This window comes from Cumulibacter soli, from assembly GCF_004382795.1.
GTDB lineage: Bacteria > Actinomycetota > Actinomycetes > Mycobacteriales > Antricoccaceae > Cumulibacter > Cumulibacter soli.
The window spans coordinates 415,116-434,006 of record NZ_SMSG01000003.1 but is presented as its reverse complement, the minus strand read 5'-3'; the positions used below and the strand labels follow the sequence as shown (position 1 = coordinate 434,006).

The window sequence follows — 18,891 nt, the reverse complement described above, 5'->3', positions numbered from 1 at the left end:
GGCGGCGCCGCTGCTACGCGGCCGGTTTCTGCCGAAGTATCCACGACGACGCGATCCACCAGGTGAGAGTGGTTCGACGGCGCCCTGTCGTTGCGGCAAAATAGACACTCATGTCAAATGGCTTGGAGGTTGCTAGTGAACGTCGATGACTACCTGGCTGAGGCCGAGCGACGCCGGGCCAGTGTGCGCCCTGCCGACGTGCCCACTGAGGTTCGGTATCCACTGGGTGAGATTCCCATCGGCGATCAGGTTCGCGAGTGGGCGAAGCGCCGCGGGGATGCTGTGGCTGTGGCGTTCTACGGCCGCGAGATCACCTGGGCTGAGCTCGATGAGCTGACCGACCGCGCCGCCGGGTGGCTGGAGTCGCACGGCGTTCGCGCCGGGGACAGGGTCGGCGTGCTGCTGCCGAACTCGCCCCAGTTCATGATCGCGTTCCTCGGCATCCTGAAGCTCGGAGCGGTACACGTACCGATCAACACGATGTTCCGCGAGCACGAACTGCGCCACGAGTTGACTGACGCCGACGTTCAGGTCCTGTTCGCGGTCGACTCCATGCTTGAGGTGCTCGGCAATGTCATCGAGGAGACGTCCGTCAGGACCGTGTTGGTGACGTCCGCCTACGAGATGGCCGGGGACGAAGCACCGCCACCGGCACCACCGGCGACCACCAGCGCAAAGGTCCCCGAATACGACACGTGGGCGGATGTGCTGGCTGCCGACCGCGCAGCGTCGCGCGAGGTCGACCTCGACGCCCTCGCGGCGCTGAACTACACCGGCGGCACCACAGGGCTGCCCAAGGGGTGTGAGCACACCCAGCGGCACATGGTGTACGCCGTGGCCGCGTGGATGACCGCGAGCAACATCACAGCTCACCCGGTCCTGTTGTGTCACGTACCCGTGTTCTGGATTGCCGGCGAGGACATGGGACTGTTGTCCCCGGTCATCACCGGCGGAACCGTGGTGATCCTCGCCCGCTGGGACGCCGAGACCGTGATGCGCACGATCGATAAGTACAAGGTCGAGGTATGGATCGCTACCGTCGATAACTACATCGAGATCATCGAACACCCGCGGGTCGGCGACTACGACTTCCGCAGCCTGCACACCCCCTTGGCGATGTCATTCGTAGCTCGCGTCGATCCCGAGGTGCGCACCCGATGGCGTGCGGCCAGCCGCAGCGACGGAATCCTGCGGGAAGCCGCGTTTGGGATGACTGAAACCCACACGATGGACACCTCGACGTACGGGTTACAGGACGAGGATTGGGACATCTTGAACGAACCCGGTCAGTGTGGTCTTCCAGTGCCAGGAACCGAATTTATGGTCGTGGATCCGGCGACCGGCCAACCGCTGCCATTCGGCGAACGGGGCGAAATCATCGAGCGCAGCCCGTCGATTCTCACTGGATACTGGCGGAAGCCCGAGGCGACTGCAGAAGCGATTCGGGACGGATGGCTGTACACCGGCGATACGGGGTTCATCGACGAGGCCGGGTGCCTGCATTACCTGGTGCGAAACAAGGACATGATCAAGGTCAACGGCATGAGCGTTTTTCCGGCGGAGGTCGAAGCGTTCCTGTGCCGGCACGATGACGTCGAGACAGCTGCCGTCGTACCGCGCCCGGACGCCGACAAGGGACAAATTCCGGTCGCGTTCGTGAAACCGATCCAAGGACGCAGCATTGACGCCGACGAGTTGCGGGCTTGGGCAAAAACGCAGATGGCGACCTACAAGGTGCCGGAGGTGCGGATCGTGACCGAGTATCCGATGACGACCACCGGCAAGATCAAGAAGGCCGAACTCGCGATTGCCCTTCAGCAGCGATAGCACCGATCGGGCCCTTCTGAGCACCAGCGGGTCGGCCCGCGTCACGCAGGTGCCCAATGATCTGCGTTGGCGAAACTCACTCGCGGTAACGGTGCTGACTGGCATAGGCTGAATCGCCATGTCTCGACGTCCCCGTAACCGCCGCACCCCGCCGCGACGTACGCCGCACCAACTCGAGGCACGCCGTGCTGGGGTTCCCGCGCTCACCTATCCGGATCAACTTCCAGTCACTGCCCGCAAGGACGAGATCGCCGAAGCGATCCGCGACAATCAGGTCGTGGTGATCGCCGGCGAAACGGGGTCCGGCAAGACCACACAGATCCCGAAGATCTGCTTAGAGATCGGCCGCGGTATCGAGGGCCAGATCGGCCATACCCAGCCGCGCAGACTCGCGGCTCGCACCGTGGCCGAACGCATCGCCTCGGAGCTCGACGTCGCGATCGGTGCCGAAGTCGGCTATGCCGTGCGGTTCACCGACAAGGTGAGCCGGGACAGCTACGTGAAGGTAATGACCGACGGCATCCTGCTCGCCGAGATTCAGCGCGATCGCATGCTGCGCCGCTATGACACGATCATCATCGATGAGGCACACGAGCGAAGCCTCAACATCGACTTTTTACTGGGGTACCTCAAATCCCTGCTGCCCAAGCGCCCAGACCTCAAACTCATCATCACCTCGGCGACGATCGATCCCGAAGCATTTAGCGAGCACTTCGACCACGCGCCGATCATCGAGGTATCCGGCCGCACCTACCCGGTCGAGATCCGCTACCGGCCACTGGTCGACCCGGACAACACCGCTGCCCCGGAGCGTGACCTCGTCACCGGAATTATCGACGCGTGCGCCGAATTGGCCGCCGAACCTCCTGGTGACGTGCTGGTATTTCTGTCCGGCGAACGCGAGATCCGGGATGCCGCTGATGCGCTGCGGGAGCTGGATTTGCCGCGGACCGAAATCCTGCCACTGTATGCGCGACTATCAGCTGCCGACCAACACCGAGTGTTCAGTTCCCACCGCGGACGGCGGATTGTCTTAGCCACCAACGTCGCGGAGACATCACTGACGGTGCCCGGCATCAAGTACGTCGTCGATGCCGGCACCGCCCGGATATCGCGATACTCGCTATCTACGAAGGTGCAACGCCTGCCCATAGAGCGGATTTCACAGGCTTCGGCGATGCAGCGCAGCGGACGATGCGGCCGCACGTCCGATGGCATCGCCGTCCGGCTGTACTCCGAGGACGACTTCGATTCTCGCCCACAGTTCACCGATCCGGAGATCACCCGTACGAATCTCGGATCGGTCATTCTGCAGATGACCGCGGCACGGCTCGGCGACATCGAGACCTTCGGGTTCATCCAGCCGCCGGATAAACGCAACATCGCCGACGGAATGGCGCTGTTGCAGGAAATCGACGCGCTCAGGCGGGTCGACGGACGCGTGGAGCTGACGCAGACTGGTCGCACCATCGCAGCACTGCCGATTGATCCGCGGTTAGCCCGGATGATCGTGGAGGGCGGCAAACGCGATGCCGCCCTCGCGGTGATCGTCGTTGCTGCCGCACTGGCGATTCAAGACCCTCGTGAGCGGCCCGCGGAGCACGAAGCGCACGCGGATCAGCTACATGCCCGCTTCGTCGATAAGACATCGGACTTCCTGGGAATCCTTAATCTGTGGCGATACCTACGCGAGCAGCAGAAGTCATTGTCGTCCTCGCAGTTCCGCAAACGATGCAAGACCGAGTACATCAACTACTTGCGGGTGCGTGAGTGGCAGGACCTCGTCGCACAGTTACGAGAGGTCGCTGGCGCCGCCGGCATCCACACCTCCGCCGCTCGCCCGTCGGACGACGACGTTCATAAATCGGTGCTCACCGGGCTGCTCTCCCAAATTGGCCTGCAGGATGTCCGCAATAAGCGGGAGTACGTCGGTGCGCGCGGCGCTCGGTTCGCTATTTTCCCTGGATCGTCGTTATTCAAGAAGAATCCGCCGTACGTTATGGCCGCTGAACTCGTTGAGACGTCGCGGCTGTGGGCGCGCGACGTCGCGCGGTTAGACCCCGCGTGGGTTGAGGAAGTAGCGTCGCACGCCCTCAAACGTACATATAGCGAACCGCATTGGGAACGTAAGCGGGCCGCGGTCGTCGCGACCGAAAAAGCCACGCTGTACGGCGTGCCGATCATCGCCGACCGGCGAGTGAATTATGGGCGCATCGATCCCGTCGCGTCGCGGGAGATCTTTATCCGGCAGGCTCTCGTCGAGGGCGATTGGGACACCCGGCACCACTTCTTCAGACACAATCAAGATCTACTCGGTGAGATCGTCGAGTTGGAGGACAAGGCACGCCGACGCGATCTCATCGCCGATGACGAGTCTCTGTACGCGTTCTATGACGCACGTGTCCCATCCGAGGTCGTCTCGGGGCGCCATTTCGATAAGTGGTGGAAGCACCAGCGTCATGAGACTCCCGAACTGCTCAACTTCGGTGCCGATGACGTACTGCGTGATGGCGCGCAGCGCCCGGATGACGATGCGTTTCCTAATGTGTGGCGCGACGGAGACCGTCCGCTAGAGCTTGTATATACATTCGATCCGAGCGTAGTTCCGGCGGCCCGTGATGCCGAAGCTGACGGGGTCAGTGTTGACCTTCCATTGGTATCGCTGTCGCAGACCGATCCAGAGGAGTTCCGGTGGTTGGTACCCGGCCGTCGCGAGGAACTCGTCACCGCTTTGATCAAGTCCCTCCCGAAGGTGATCCGTCGTAATGTGGTTCCCGCTCCGGATCGAGCCCGCGCGGCGTTGAAAACCATCAGCCCACAGAAGGGCGCCCTGCTGCCTCAGCTTGCTGACGAGTTGCGCAGGCTCACTGGCGCGGCAGTCACGGAGTTCGATTTCGACTGGTCCAAAGTTCCCGACCACCTGCGGATGACCTTCCGAATCGTCGACGAGACGGGGAAGGTTGTCGCCTCGGGAAAGGACCTCGCTGTGCTGCGGGAGCACCTCGGTAGCGCACAGCGCGCACAAGTTGCGAAAGTTGCCGTAGCCAACGAACAGCGCGGCATTACTTCCTGGTCGATCGGCACACTCGATCAGGTGGTGGCGCTGCAGACCACGCACGGGCCGGTCGATGGCTTTCCGGCGCTGGTTCGTGAAGGCGACTCACTCGCGGTACGAATCCAGACCACGCAATTCGCTCAACTCAACGCGATGCGCGAGGGGGTCGCATGGCTCCTGGTCCATCAGTTGCCGCCGGTCGGCAGCCAAGTCACGCGCGCGCTCAGCGCCGCACAGAAGGTATCCCTCACGCAGACGCCGCACGCCAACCCCGCGGCACTGCGCGATGACGTACAACACGCGGTGGCCCTTCAGGAGATCGATACTGTCGGGATTCCTTGGTCCGAATCCGAGTACCTTGCGTTGCTGCAGACTGCCCGCGAGCGGCAGGTCGCGGGCACGCTCGGTGCGTTCGAAAAGGTGGCCGCCGTGCTCGAGCAGAAAATGGCGGCGGACCGCTCGATCGCGGACCTACCGCCCAAACCATTTGCCGTGCAACTGGCTGACATTCGAACGCAACTAGCTTTCCTGGTGCCGCCCGGATTCGTCAGTCTGCACGGCGTCGCGCGTCTGAACGACATCGCCCGGTATCTACGCGGTATCGCTGTACGCGCGGATCGGCTTCGCGCAAACCACCAACGCGATCGCCTGTCGATGCTGGAAGTGCACGACCTCAGCGCAGAGTACGACGACTTCGTGGCGACCTTCCGCAGCGATGAAGAGCTACCGGCAGAGTTGCGCGAGGTCCGCTGGATGATCGAGGAGTTACGGCTCTCCTTGTTCGCCCAAGCGGTGAAACCGCGTTACTCGGTCTCGACCGCACGGATCCGCAAGATTATGGACAAGTACTAGTCCGCTGGCGATCTAACGATGGCTGCCCGCGCAGGATGGGCGGCTGATTCTCGATACCGATCAGCGTCGACATCACGACGAACCCGCTGCTCCGGCCGCCCGCAAACCTCGCTTCAGGATCTTGCCGGAGGCATTCTTCGGCAATGCGTCCACCATTCGGTAGATGCGAGGCCGCTTGTATCGCGCCAGGTTGCTGATACACAACTCATCGAGTTCGGCTTCGAGCGGTTGCTGGGCCCCAGAGACGACGTAGGCGCAGACGACTTCACCCCACTTCTCGTCCGCGACCCCGACAACTGCACACTCGACGACCGCGGGATGCGCGGATATTACCTCCTCAATTTCGGTCGGGAAGATGTTCACGCCGCCAGAGATGATCATGTCCTTAGCCCGGTCCACGACATAGAGGTATCCCTCGTCATCGAGGTAGCCCAGATCGCCGCTGGTGACCCATTCCCCACGGAACGCCTCGGCTGTTGCCGCTGGGTTCTTGTAGTAGCGCACTCCTAGAGCCAGGCCCCGTTTGAAGATCATTCCGACCTCGTTTGGTGGAAGCTCGACGCCTTCGGCATCGAGGATTCGAAGCTCGCAGCCGAACCATGCTTGTCCGACACTTCGCGTTTTCCGCCGCTGGTCTATTGGCTTGAGTATCGAGTAGAAACCGGCTTCCGTTGCGCCGTAATACTCGTACAGTCCGGCGGAGGTGAAATAGTCGAGCAAGCCTTCCTTGGTGACGGTCAGCAGCGGGGCTCCTGCCGATACCAACACCCGCATCGATCTGACGTCGTAGTCCTGCCGGTCGGGCACCGAGAGCATCATCGTGTATAGCGTCGGCGCTGCTGGGGTGACGCTCACGCGCTCGCGTTCGATGAGTTGCAATGCCTCCTGCGGGTCGAAGGTCCGCTGCATTACGACAGTTCCGCCGACCATCAGCTGCTGCAGGCCCCACATGAATCCGAGCCCGTGATAGAAAGCGCCCGAAATCAGCATCACGTCGTCTTCTCGGATGCCGGTCTCGACCGTGATGTCGTACCAGTTTTGCCTAGCCATCCGCTGTGGGACTTCACATGCCTTCGGATAGCCGGTCGTTCCACCGGTAAAGGCCAGGTGGTAGATATCCATTTCCTCGGCGGTGAGACCATCCTGAACGGCGGGGGCCTCCGCCAACGAGACCTCGTAGTCTCCATACGGATGTGCGCGGACCGCCTCGCCGATAACGAGCACTCGATCAGCGCCGATCGGCAAATCCTTCAGCGCCTCCTCGAGAGTGTCCAGTACATCGGCGTCGACGATGACGATCGATGAATCACTGTGCTCGATCGCGTAGACGATCTCGCGCGCGACGAACCGATAACTGATCGGCACGATCGCTGCACCCAGCGCGGCAACTCCGTAAATGAGCTCCGGAAACTCGGCACGGTTCTGCAGGATCACCGACACCTTGTCCCCACGCTCAATACCAAGACCGCGCAGCATTCCCGCTACCCGCGCGCTGCGCTCGCTCAGCGCGGCCCAGGTGATTCGCTTCTCCCCCTCGATTACCGCAGGCTTATCCCGCAAGTGGTGCTTCTCGGCATGCCGATGTGGGATGTCACCAATCGTCAGCTGCTCGCGGTAGATCGACATTGGGCTCCTTCGCATTCCTGTGGGCGCCGGTCGGGACGATGAGGCGATCTTCCGGAACGGGCTCGAGATCCGTCACAAGCGAGTCCTCGAGCCAGTCAACCGCGCCCACTTTACAACTGTGTTAGGCACGGTAGTTCAAGCTTGTCTCGTTTGTAAAGTCGCGCCTCGCCCCCCACAAGACGCAGCAGGGTACTACTCGATCAGGTTTGCCAGTTTCAGCATGAGATCCGCAAGGTCGTTTGCGCACTCGACCCGAACAAGACGACCAGCGACGATCCCCTGAGCAAACTGACGTGTTGCCCCGGTGATCACCTCGGCCACGACCGTCGGGGCCAACAGCGGCGTCGCCCGACCCGAGTGACGCAGGCGCTCCAGATAACGCTCGTGGCGGCGGTGTAGCCGAAATTGCACATCGTCCAGCAAGTCCGAAAAACTCGGGTCCGACATCGACCGGTGCTCGATCAACGACAGAATCCCATAGTGCTGGGTCCAGCCCTCCAGGTATGCCCGTACGGCGCCGGTGAGCACATCGCGATCGTCCGTCGCCTCGCGTTCTTGAAGGGCCAAGAATGAATCGCGAACACCGTGGACAACGCCGCGCAGCAGGTCCTCCTTTGACGGAAAGTGCGTATAAATCGTGGGCCGCGAGACCCGGGCGCGGGCGGCAACGTCCGACACGCTGGCACCATCGAATCCGCGTTCGGCGAAGACCTCTTCCGCGGCGGCAAGGATGCGACTGACGGTTGACCCCGGTGGTGGTGCGCCGCTTGGCGACCTTTCCGTCGTGAGCCCCAGAAGTCGTTCATATATAGCGACCAGTTCTTCTACGGTCAGCGCACGGCGTTCGCGGTGCGCGGCGAACCCCGCATGGATCAGATTCGCGACCGCCGCCTCGCTCAGTGCTTCAGCGCTGGCGGCAGGGAGGGCTTTTCCCTCGCGCGCGAGGCCATCGATGAACGCCCGCCCCGACCGTACAGGCGTCGAAACGATCTCGTCCCACGCCTCACTGACGTGGGGATCGACTAGCGCTTGGTGCTGGATCACGGTCAGTATGCCGGCATTGCGGGTATAGACGTCCAAAGCTGCCGTGATCGACGATCTGATGACGGTTTTCGGATCCGTTCCCTTGGCTGCCTCGTGCTGTGCCAGCGACACCTCGGACCGTACGCGGTTTGCAAGTTCTCGCAGGACGTCCTCTCGCGAGGAGAAGTACACGTAGAACGTCGGCCGAGCCACCCCTGCATGATCAGCGATATCTGAGATAGGTGTGCCTTTGAAGCCCTGACGCGAGAAGAGTTCACCGGCTGAATCCAGTAGCCGCTGGCGCGTCGCATCATCGCCTCGAGGCTGCGTACTCCGAGATCGATTCGGCCTCATTGATCCACCTTCCCAGTCGGATAACGCTCGATCGATCCCAATCGCTCTACACGTCGGGCCTCGAAGGCTTAAGGAGGGCTCAGCTCGCCGCGCCTGATTGACAGTATCGTCAACATCAAGAACACTGGCGATCCCACACCATGACATTTTAGTCATCACCTCGTGTGCTCTGACCAACTCTGAAAGGGGCGTCTACGTGGGCCCTACCCACTCCGAATTGCTCGCGGAACTCGAACGACGGACATACCTGGCTTCCGATGAGGCGCGTGCGGAGCAGATTCAGCGGCAGCACGATCGAGGTAAGTACTCGGCGCGTGAACGAATCTCGATGTTGGTGGACAAAGATTCCTTCTGGGAATTCGGCGGACTGGTAGATGCAGCCCGTGGGACCCCCGACCAGCAGGACCTCCTCGCGCCCGCCGATGGAGTAGTGACCGGGATCGGTCGTATTGATGGGCGACCAGCGGCAATTATGTCGTTCGACTTCACCGTGTTCGGCGGCAGCAATGGAGTCGCCGGCGGATTAAAAGTCACCCGCTGCTGTGAACGGGCACTTCAAGATGGGATACCACTGGTGATGCTGCTCGATGGCGGCGGTCACCGGATCCAGGAAGGATTGGACAGTCACCACTTCGCCTGGGGATTCGAGACATTCAAGGAGTTCGTCGAGCTGTCGGGCTATGTGCCCATCGTCGCGGCAATGCTCGGTCCCGGTTTTGCGGGCCCGTCGAACTTCGCCGCATTCGCGGACTATGTGGTGATGGTACGGGGAATTTCCACCATGGGCATCGCCGGTCCCGCACTGGTCGAGGCAGCTACCGGCGAGCAGACCACCAATGAAGAACTTGGCGGCGCGGACCTGCAAGCGACTCTAGGCGTCACCGACCTCGCAGTGGACTCCGAACAGGAGGCGATGGATTCGGTCCGCTTGTACCTGAGCTATCTACCTTCATCAGCCGACCTGGCGCCGCCGCGGGACGCGTCGTACGAGCCAGGAGTCACTGGTCGACTTCGCACGATCGTGCCCACCAACCCCATGACCGGGTACGACGTCACGGAGGTGATCGAGGCAATCGTGGACGAGGCAACAGCGTTCGAATTGAAACCGACGTACGCCCCTAATCTCGTCACCGCGCTCGCGCGACTCGACGGGCGACCGATCATGGTCGTCGCGAACCAGCCGCTGCACATGGGTGGATCGTTGGACAGCCCAGCGTGCGAGAAGGCCGCCCATGCCGTCAGCGTTGCGGACGCATTCGGGTTGCCGCTGCTGTTCCTGATCGACATTCCTGGATTCCTTGTCGGCACGCGATCAGCCACAACGCAGTTGGCCAGACGTAGCGGCCGGCTGATGTTCGAGCTTGGTCAGGCGACGGTCCCACGATTCAGTGTCGTGCTGCGCAAGGGCTACGGCGCCGGCTACATCGCCATGGCCGGCGGACGAAGTTATCAGGCCGACGTCGCGCTCGCCTGGCCGACCGCGGAGATCTGTGCAATGTCGATCGAGGGCGCAGTCGATGTTGCGTTCCGCAAGGCGGTACTTCAGGCCGACGACCCCGCACAAGAGCGCCGCAATCTGATCGATAAGTTCCGCCGGCAGGTAGACCCGTTCCTCGCGGCCCAAGGCTTCGGCGTCGATGACGTCATCGACCCGGACGCGACGCGAGACATTCTCATCGGCGCACTCGATCGCGCACCGGCTCGCCACAAGCGTGTACCGGTGCCCAAACACCATGGCATCTCGCCGATCTAGGAGACTCATGCGTTTCGAAAGACTGATGATCGCGAATCGCGGCGAGATCGCGGTGCGGATCGCTCGCACCTGTGCCGAGATGGGTGTCACCTCGATCGCCGTGCACTCCCCCGCTGACCGCGGCGCGCTACATGTCCGAGAATGCGATGAGGCGGTGCAGCTCACGGCCGACGACGGAATCGAGCCATACCTGGACATCGAGCAGATTGTGCAGCGCGCCGTGGCCGCGCGCGCCGACGCTATCCACCCTGGTTACGGATTTCTTTCCGAGAACGCCTCCTTCGCAGCAGCCGTCCGCGCAGCTGGCATCGAATTCGTGGGTCCAAGCGCTGCAGCAATCGAACTGCTTGGCGACAAGGTGCGTGCCCGGGCTGTTGCTCAGCGGACGCAGGTTCCGGTGGTCCCCGCGCTCACCGGCGACTTGAGCCCGGATCAGGTTGCGGCGTTCGGCAACGAGGTTGGTTGGCCGGTGCTGGTGAAGGCCGCGAACGGCGGCGGCGGCCGAGGGATGCGGGTGGTGCATGGTCCCGATGAAGCTGCACGAGCCGTGGAGATCGCCCGTGCAGAAGCGCTCGCGGCGTTCGGGCGATCGGAGGTGTTCTGCGAAAAGTATCTGGTGAATGCTCGGCACATTGAGGTCCAGGTGCTCGGCGACCGATCCGGTCAGGTCATCACCCTTGGCACCCGTGATTGCTCCATTCAGCGTCGGCACCAGAAGCTCCTCGAGGAGGCTCCGGCCGCAGGGCTAACCCCTGACTTAGTGGAGGCGCTCAGCGCAGCTGCGCAACAGATCGCCCTAGAGGTCGACTACCAGAACGCCGGCACAGTCGAGTTTCTGGTGTCGACTGACGGCTTCTTCTTCCTCGAAATGAACACTAGGTTGCAGGTCGAACACCCGGTCACTGAACAGGTGTACGGACTGGATCTCGTGCGGCTCCAACTCGCGATCGCCCAAGGCGATGAGTTGTCTGAGGATCTGCCGCGCTCCCCCACGGGTCATGCAATCGAGTTCCGGATTACCGCTGAAGACGCGCACCGGGAGTTTGTGCCTCGGCCCGGACCTCTCGGGACGATCCGCTTCCCCCGGTCCCCAGGGGTGCGTGTCGACGCCGGGTACGACGCTCAGGATGACGTCTCCGCTCGATACGACAGTCTGATTGCCAAACTCATCGTGCATGCCCCCGACCGGGCGTCAGCAATCGCGCGGCTACGGGAAGCGATCCGCGCGACGGACATCTCCAGCACGAGCACGCTATCGATTGCCGCCGCGATCTGCGATGATCCCGAATTCCGCGACGGTCCGGTGAACACCACGTGGTTCGAGAACTGGATTACGCAGGCTCTCGATACGATTCCTGCCGCCGGCGAAACGGTCGGTCCAGCTACTCAACCCGCTGAGGGTCCCGGGGTCTGGATCAATGGTCGTTACTTTCGCGTGCCGGCATTCGGCACCACCGCGAAACCGCGCGCGCAGGTGAGCGCAATCGCCGGCTCCCCAGCAGAGAGTCGCTTGACCAACCGCGAGCGTGTGCCAACAGCACGCGGATCCGGCGAGGTGATTAGCCCCATGCAAGGGACCGTCGTAGAACGACTCGTGGAGCCCGGCCACGAGGTCGCAGCCGGTGAGGTGGTGGCGACGATCGAAGCTATGAAGATGCAGAACCACATTCGCGCGCCGAGGACAGGTCGCGTCACCGAAGTCCTGGTCGATGTTGGGGACTCGATCACGGCCGGACAGACCGTCGCTCGTATTACTTCACCCGGGAACGCGGATGCCTAGTCGAGCATATGGCGCCTGCGATGCCGACTATGAAAGGAAACCATGAACGCATCAGCACAGGCACTGCCCACCGTCATCGCCCAACGAGCTGCCCAGACACCCGACGCGCCCTACGTGATTAGTGCCGAGAACGGATCGATCTGGACGTATCGCGATGCGCACCAGGACATCCAACGGTGGGCGCGCGCATTGCGTCGAGCAGGTATTCGCGCCGGAGATACGGTGCTGACGATGATGCCGCCGCAGGTGGATGCCGTGGCCGCGTGGCTAGGAATCGCGCAATTGCGCGCGCTCGAAGTCCCGGTAAACGTTGAATACATCGGAAGCATGCTCACGTACATCATCGAGGACTCATCGGCCTCCATCATGGTCGTGCATGAGAACTACCTTCCCGCCGTTCTACAGGCAAGCTCCGATCAGCTACGCACGATCGTTGTCGTCGGGTCCAGTCCCATTGACACGGCTACGTCCGTCGAACTTGTCAGTTCTGCTGACTTCCTCGCACGCGCCGAGGGCGATGTGGACAGTTTCGAGGATCCGCAGGGGCGCGATACAGCCGCCATTATCTACACCTCCGGGACGACCGGACCTTCCAAAGGCGTGCTGGTCACCTGGCGGCAGGCCGAACTCACCGCCACCGGCATCATGCCGTCAGAACTATTCGACTCCGCGGATGCGTTCTACTCACCTTTCCCGATCTTCCACATGAGCGGTAAAGGCCCCTTGTTCGCGTGCGCGTTGGTCGGTGCCCGCGTCATCATGCGGCAACGCTTCAACACAACCGAATTCTGGAGCGATGTCGCCGAGTACGGCGCTACCACGACGATTCTGCTGGGCGCGATGGCGAACTTCCTGTACCAACAGCCCGCCGCTCCGGGTGACCGCACGACTCCACTGCGAGATGCAATGTTCCTTCCGCTGATTGACGACCTGGACGGGTTCAGTGAGCGGTTCGGGGTACGCGCTCGTACCACCTTCAACATGACCGAGACCGCGTGCTGCATTCTCAGCGACGGGTACAACCTGGCGAACACGACGAGTTGCGGGCGGATACGCCCTGGATTCGACGCTCGCGTGGTCGACCCGGACGATCGCGAGGTCGCGCCGGGTGAACTCGGTGAGCTGGTCCTGCGCAGTGATGAGCCTTGGACCCTCATGAACGGATACTGGGGCAAACCCGAGGCTACGGTCGACGCGTGGCGCAATCAGTGGCTCCATACCGGCGATGGGTTCACCCGCGACGCCGAGGGCAACTTCTACTTCGTCGACCGGATCAAGGATGCAATCCGTCGGCGCGGAGAGAACATATCTTCGGCCGAGGTAGAGGCACTCGTACTCACTCATCCCGATGTACTCGAATGTGCGGCGATCGCGGTTCCAGCCGATGTCGGAGAGGATGAGGTCAAGATTGTCCTCGTCCTGCAGCCGGATCGAGAACTGGCCCCGGAGACCTTGGATGAGTACCTCGCCGCTCGGATGCCGCGCTTCATGATCCCGAGGTATATCGAGATCGTCGACGAGTTGCCGAAAACGCCGACACAAAAGATTCGCAAGGTCGAACTGCGAAAGGTCGGGGTCAGCCCCTCAACCTGGGACCGTCGATCGACCGCTCCCTCCACATGGGATCAGCGCAAGCCCGGCTCCCGCGGCGCGGAACCCCGTTAGCCCGACCCAACGGCTAGGCGCCTACGCAGAGCGAGCAGGATCGCGACTGCTGTGGTCCTCCAGAGGGTTCAGCCCAGCGAGTCCATGAAAAGTTTGACCGCCAGACCAAGCCCAAGCAGACCGATGACCAAACGCATCGGCCTTTCGGGGATCTTGCGCAACACCTTCGGTCCAACGTATGCACCGACGATCCCACCTACCGCGATACACGCGGCCGCGCCCCAGTGGATATCGCTGATGAAGATGAACCCGATCGCTGCCGCCAGGTTCGAGGCACCCAGCAGCACGTTCTTCTCAGCCGCGCAGTACGCGAGATCATCATCGGTGGTGAGCATGAGCCACGCCAGCAGAATCACGCCCGCCGCGGCACCGAAGTAACCGCCGTACGTCGCGATCAACGCCAGCACGATCCAGAATCCAACGCCGGCCGAGCGCAGTTGCTTTCCGGCCCGCATCGATGCGTTCTGCACCTGCTCGCGGAAGATCAGCAGCACTGATGCAAAAGCGATGAGCCAGGGAACGACTGCTTCGAAACTGCCCGGCGGGCTGTGTACCAGCAGCCACGCACCTAGGGCACCAAACACGAGGAACAGGGCAATGCGTGGCCACAGCCGCCGCCACGTGCCGCCCAATTCCGGCCGGGTGGACACCACCGAGCCGATGGTAAAGAACGTAATCCCGGTAGTATTCGTCACGTTAGCGAGCACCGGCGGTAGACCGAAGGCAAGCAGTGCAGGGTAGCTGACCAGCGACGCGAGGCCCGCGGTCGAGCCGATGAGTCCCGCGCCGAAACCTGCAACGATCAGCGCGAGCACCGATAGCACCGTCACCTGCAGGTCCCCCTCTCCGCTGCGCCACGCGGCGCCGTCCTGGCCAGATCGATGCGTTGCTACCGATTCATACGCCGTCCCCATAAGTTAGCGTCACTAACCATCTGAACTGAATCGGGATGCGCAGGGCGCTGCGCCGTGTGCCGGCAAACGCCTGAATCGCGAGCGATGGCTGGGTCTACTGAGCCTGCTCACATTGGCCGGGCGCGTGATCGCGTGCTGCGGTCCGCTGCGGTGTTGAGCCTGCAGGACGCGGCACCACCATCGGTGTTCCGGTCAATGGGTCGGGAACGACCTCAGCCGACAGCCCGAACACCTCACGGAGCATTCGTTCGCGCATCACCTCGGCTGGTGATCCGGTCTGCCAGATCCGGCCCTCGCGCAATACGACGAGTTCGGAGGCGAACCTGGCCGCCTGGTTGAGATCGTGCAAGACGACGACGATCGTGCGTCCTTCTCGATTGAGCTGCATGCACAACTCAAGCAATTCGTACTGATGGGCGATGTCCAGGAAGGTCGTGGGCTCATCCAACAGGATGATCTGCGTGTCTTGGGCCAGCACCATGGCCACCCAGGCGCGTTGACGCTGCCCTCCTGATAACGCCGCTACTCGCCGTGATGCCAGTTCGGTCAACCCGGTGCGGTCCAACGCGTCATCGATTGCCCGCTCATCCTCGTGGCTCCACTGCCGCAGCAGGGTGTGGTGTGGATGACGGCCACGAGCAACCAGGTCTCGCACGGTGATTCCGTCCGGTGCGATGGGGCTTTGCGGCAACAACGACATGCGCCGGGCAACAGCGCGGCTGCGCATCGAGTTGACGCGCTCCCCTTCCAGCAATACCTGCCCCGCGCTGGGGCGGATCACCCGCGCGAAGGTCTTCAGCAGAGTTGACTTGCCACATCCGTTGGGGCCGATGATCGCGGTGAATGATTGTGACGCGATCTGCAGAGAGAGGTCTTCGATCACGGGCTTATCGCCGTAGTCCACGCGCAAGGATTCGGCGCTCAGCGCACTCATGCCGTGCCTTTCTTCCATTCGCGAACCAGCAGGAAGCCAAGGTAAGCTCCGCCGATCCCGAGCGTGAGGATGCCGACCGGCAGCCCCTCGAACCAACTCACCTGCTCAGCGACCACGTCCGCGGTACACAGCAACAACGCACCGGCTAGCGCGGACAGGGTGAGCTGAGGTACTGCGCTGTGCGCTAGGCGACGAGCAATATGCGGTGCGGTCAGCGCTACAAACGCGATCGGCCCCGCCACCGTCACGGCGGCGGCTGCCAACAACACACTGATCGCCACAGCCCACCGCCGCGTGCTTCGCGGATGCACGCCGAGTGATTGAGCGACCTCGTCACCCATCTCGGTTGCGGCCAGACGCTGGCTGATCACGATCAGGGGTACGACGCACACGGCCAGCACGATCCAGATCGTCAGCGCATGAGTCCACGAGCGCGCGTTCAGACTGCCATTGATGTATGACTGCAGCACCGAGGCTCGGTCCCGTGCCACAACGAAGGTGACGTACTGTGTGAAGGCAACGGCCATCGCCGAGACGCCAATCCCTGCGAGGATCATCCTGCCTGGATTGGCGAATCCGGATCCGGTTGCCGCCGCGACCAGCACGATCGCCGCGGTCGCGCCGATCAGCGCGCCGGTCCACACCGGTAATGCGCCCGGCATCAGTAGCCCAAAGAGCGCGGCACCCGCTCCTGCCCCGGCCGCAATCCCGATGACGTCGGGGCTCCCGAGCGGATTGCGCGTCACTGATTGGAACAACGCACCTGAGATACCGAGCGCGGCTCCGGTGCCGGCAGCGACCACGAGCCGGGGTCCTCGTAGCACCTCCAGTACAAATCCCGCTTTTCCGTCGGCACCGGTAAGCACCGCACTGGGCAGTTCCGGTAACGGAATTCCCAGGCGCCCCAAGCTCAACGTCAAGACCGCGACGACGAGCAACATGACGACGAATACGCCGCCGACAACGAGGCTTCTGGTGCGCACCGGCATCGCCACCCGGCGTCCAGCGCGGATCACAACCTCGCCGCTACGGGCGGGAGTTGACTTCTTCATGCGGCGTGCAACTTTCGCACCGCGAGCAGCAGGAATGGTGCCCCGACGAAGGCGGTCACCACGCCGACCATGAGTTCTTGCGGCCGGACGATCGTCCGGGCTAGCACATCGGCCAACAATAAGATCGTCGGGCCGACCAGTATCGCGACTGGCACCTGAGCCCGGAAGTCCAGACCGGCGAGGTAGCGCACAAGGTGCGGGACGGCGAGCCCGATGAACGCGATCGGTCCCACGGCCGCGGTCGCTGCCGCGGCCAGGACAGTCCCGGTCAGCAGCGCCGCGGCACGAACGAAGGTGGTGTTCACGCCTAGCCCGACCGCTGCCTCCGAGCCAAGTGCGAGAGCGTTCAACTGTGATGACAGCAGCAGCGCGATGACCAGACCGATCACGATGAACGGCAGGATCGCCAGCACCGTGGACATCTGCGAGCCCGATAACGAACCGACCACCCAGAACCGATAACTGTCGAAAGCGTCCGGGTTCGACAGCGTGACGGCTTGGGTATACGCGTGCAGTACGGCGGACACCACGGCGCCACCAAGCAGTAACCGCACTATCCCGGCGCCCGTATTGCCCGCCGCGCCAAGCGCATACACCACCAGCCCGGCCAGTAGCGCTCCCGGGATCGCGATCCACACCGCCGCCGTCGTGCCGGTGACACCGAAGAACGCGGACGCCGTTACCAATGCTGCTGCCGCGCCCGCGTTGATACCGAGCAACCCTGGATCGGCCAACGGATTGCGCGTTACGCCTTGCATGAGTAGGCCGGCTATGGCCAGCGCCGCACCGGCCAGGATGCCCACGAGGGTGCGGTTGATTCGGCTGTCCAGCACTAACCGCAGATAGTTGTCCGCGCCGGCGCCCAGCGCATCGGTCAGCTCCCCCAGCGACGTGACTTTGGTGCCAAGCACGAGGCTCGCGATAACTGTGACGGCGAGGGCCGCCAGTGCTCCAATGAGCACGGCGGCCGTACGCGCCACGGACACTAGGCCGGGATCTTCGCGATCGCTGCGTCGATCATCTCCGTGTATTTATCGAGTACCCACGGAACCGTCAGCGGGTTCACGATCGACGACCCGGTGACGAATGGGTTCTCCGTCGGCGCCACAACCGCGTCCGACTCAATCGCCGGAATCGACGCATACAACGGGTTCGACAGTGCGTCCTCCTTGGCAGCCGCGTCCGAATAGAAGGTGAAGATCACGTCACTGTTATCGAGTTGGTCGGCGTTTTCGTACCCGATGATTGCCGAGTCGGTGCCCTCGGCCTCTTCGAGCGTCTCGACGACGGGATCGACCTGCAGGCCCATATTGCTCAGCATCGCTACCCGCTGCTCATTGGGCATGAAGACGCCGAGCGTCTCGGGTGTGGAATAGATGAACGAGAACGTGGTGTCGGCGTACTCGGGATGCGCTTGCGCCACCTCCGCGAACTGTGCGTCGATCTCGTCGATCAACTTCTCGGCGTCCTCGGGCTGCCCTACCGCCTCGCCGATGATCTGGATCTGCTCGTCCCAGTCCGTGCTCCACGCGAGGTCGGGATACGCCACAACAGGTGCCAATTGGCTGAGGGTGTCAAACTGCTCCTGGCTGATTCCGGACCACGGGGCCAAAATGACGTCCGGATCGAGCTCGACGATCGCGTCGATGTCTAGATCCTCGCCACCGGTGAACTGCTCCGGCAGTTCGTCGCCAGACTCCTGCACGGCCTCATACACCCACGGCAGGTAACCCGTGTCGTCCGAGCCCCACGCGTACTCTTCGATCCCGACCGGGGTAATCCCCAGCGCGATCGCGGTCTCGGTGGACCCCTGGCCTAAGGTGACGATCCGTTTGGGCTTCGACTCAATGGTGGCCTCGCCCAGCGAACTTTCGATGGTCACCGGAAACACGCCCGCGCCGTCGCCGCCATCGGCGCTGCCCTCGTCACCCGAGCCGCAGGCGGCCAACATCGTGACCGCCAGCAGACTTGCCGCGGCCGTCGCGACTGCACGGTGCCAGACTCGTCTCATGTATCCCCCAACTGTCCTGCGCGCCATCGCAGCGCTGCCGAGTTA

At 62.8% G+C, this 18,891-nt stretch carries 12 protein-coding genes; 5 read left to right on the top strand and 7 right to left on the bottom strand.

Features of this window, described 5'->3' with window-relative positions:
- Positions 1–117: 117 nt before the first annotated feature.
- Both E1H16_RS08800 and hrpA read left to right on the top strand, forming a co-directional pair.
- The gene (locus E1H16_RS08800; RefSeq protein ID WP_134323314.1) at positions 118–1,827 is read left to right on the top strand and encodes an AMP-binding protein; all 1,710 of its coding nucleotides are present in this window, start codon (positions 118–120) and stop codon (positions 1,825–1,827) included.
- Between the two features lie 118 nt (positions 1,828–1,945).
- Positions 1,946–5,734 (top strand): ATP-dependent RNA helicase HrpA, encoded by a 3,789-nt coding sequence (gene hrpA / locus E1H16_RS08795; protein WP_134323313.1) that lies wholly within the window; start codon positions 1,946–1,948, stop codon positions 5,732–5,734.
- Positions 5,735–5,806: 72 nt separating this feature from the next.
- On the opposite strand, the gene E1H16_RS08790 is transcribed toward hrpA, so the two are convergent.
- Positions 5,807–7,360 (bottom strand): class I adenylate-forming enzyme family protein, encoded by a 1,554-nt coding sequence (locus E1H16_RS08790; RefSeq protein WP_166741680.1) that lies wholly within the window; start codon positions 7,358–7,360, stop codon positions 5,807–5,809.
- A 192-nt stretch (positions 7,361–7,552) separates the two neighbouring features.
- Positions 7,553–8,737 (bottom strand): TetR/AcrR family transcriptional regulator, encoded by a 1,185-nt coding sequence (locus E1H16_RS08785; RefSeq protein WP_166741679.1) that lies wholly within the window; start codon positions 8,735–8,737, stop codon positions 7,553–7,555.
- Positions 8,738–8,933: 196 nt separating this feature from the next.
- On the opposite strand from E1H16_RS08785, the gene E1H16_RS08780 reads away from it, so the two are divergent.
- The 3 genes from E1H16_RS08780 to E1H16_RS08770 are packed head-to-tail and all read left to right on the top strand — an operon-like array spanning position 8,934 to position 13,935.
- On the top strand, positions 8,934–10,490 hold the full coding sequence (locus E1H16_RS08780; protein ID WP_208378941.1) for an acyl-CoA carboxylase subunit beta: 1,557 nt from the start codon (positions 8,934–8,936) through the stop codon (positions 10,488–10,490).
- Between the two features lie 7 nt (positions 10,491–10,497).
- Positions 10,498–12,270: an acetyl/propionyl/methylcrotonyl-CoA carboxylase subunit alpha gene (locus E1H16_RS08775; RefSeq protein ID WP_134323310.1), complete on the top strand. Its 1,773-nt coding sequence runs from the start codon at positions 10,498–10,500 to the stop codon at positions 12,268–12,270.
- Positions 12,271–12,312: 42 nt separating this feature from the next.
- Positions 12,313–13,935, top strand: a complete 1,623-nt coding sequence (locus E1H16_RS08770; RefSeq protein ID WP_134323309.1) for an AMP-binding protein — start codon at positions 12,313–12,315, stop codon at positions 13,933–13,935.
- A 68-nt stretch (positions 13,936–14,003) separates the two neighbouring features.
- Here E1H16_RS08770 and E1H16_RS08765 read toward each other — a convergent pair whose 3' ends face one another.
- The 5 genes from E1H16_RS08765 to E1H16_RS08745 all read right to left on the bottom strand — a co-directional run bounded on the left by E1H16_RS08765 (position 14,004) and on the right by E1H16_RS08745 (position 18,846).
- The gene (locus E1H16_RS08765; protein ID WP_134323308.1) at positions 14,004–14,849 is read right to left on the bottom strand and encodes a sulfite exporter TauE/SafE family protein; all 846 of its coding nucleotides are present in this window, start codon (positions 14,847–14,849) and stop codon (positions 14,004–14,006) included.
- A gap of 94 nt (positions 14,850–14,943) precedes the next feature.
- On the bottom strand, positions 14,944–15,783 hold the full coding sequence (locus tag E1H16_RS08760) for an ABC transporter ATP-binding protein (protein WP_134323307.1): 840 nt from the start codon (positions 15,781–15,783) through the stop codon (positions 14,944–14,946).
- Positions 15,780–16,835, bottom strand: a complete 1,056-nt coding sequence (locus E1H16_RS08755) for a FecCD family ABC transporter permease (RefSeq protein ID WP_134323306.1) — start codon at positions 16,833–16,835, stop codon at positions 15,780–15,782. The genes E1H16_RS08760 and E1H16_RS08755 overlap by 4 nt, the downstream gene beginning before the upstream one ends.
- A complete protein-coding gene (locus E1H16_RS08750; protein WP_208378940.1) occupies positions 16,832–17,815 on the bottom strand; it encodes a FecCD family ABC transporter permease in 984 nt (327 codons plus the stop codon). Before E1H16_RS08750 ends, E1H16_RS08755 begins: the two co-directional genes overlap by 4 nt.
- Positions 17,816–17,820: 5 nt before the next feature.
- A complete protein-coding gene (locus tag E1H16_RS08745; RefSeq protein WP_134323304.1) occupies positions 17,821–18,846 on the bottom strand; it encodes an iron-siderophore ABC transporter substrate-binding protein in 1,026 nt (341 codons plus the stop codon).
- Positions 18,847–18,891 lie beyond the last annotated feature (45 nt).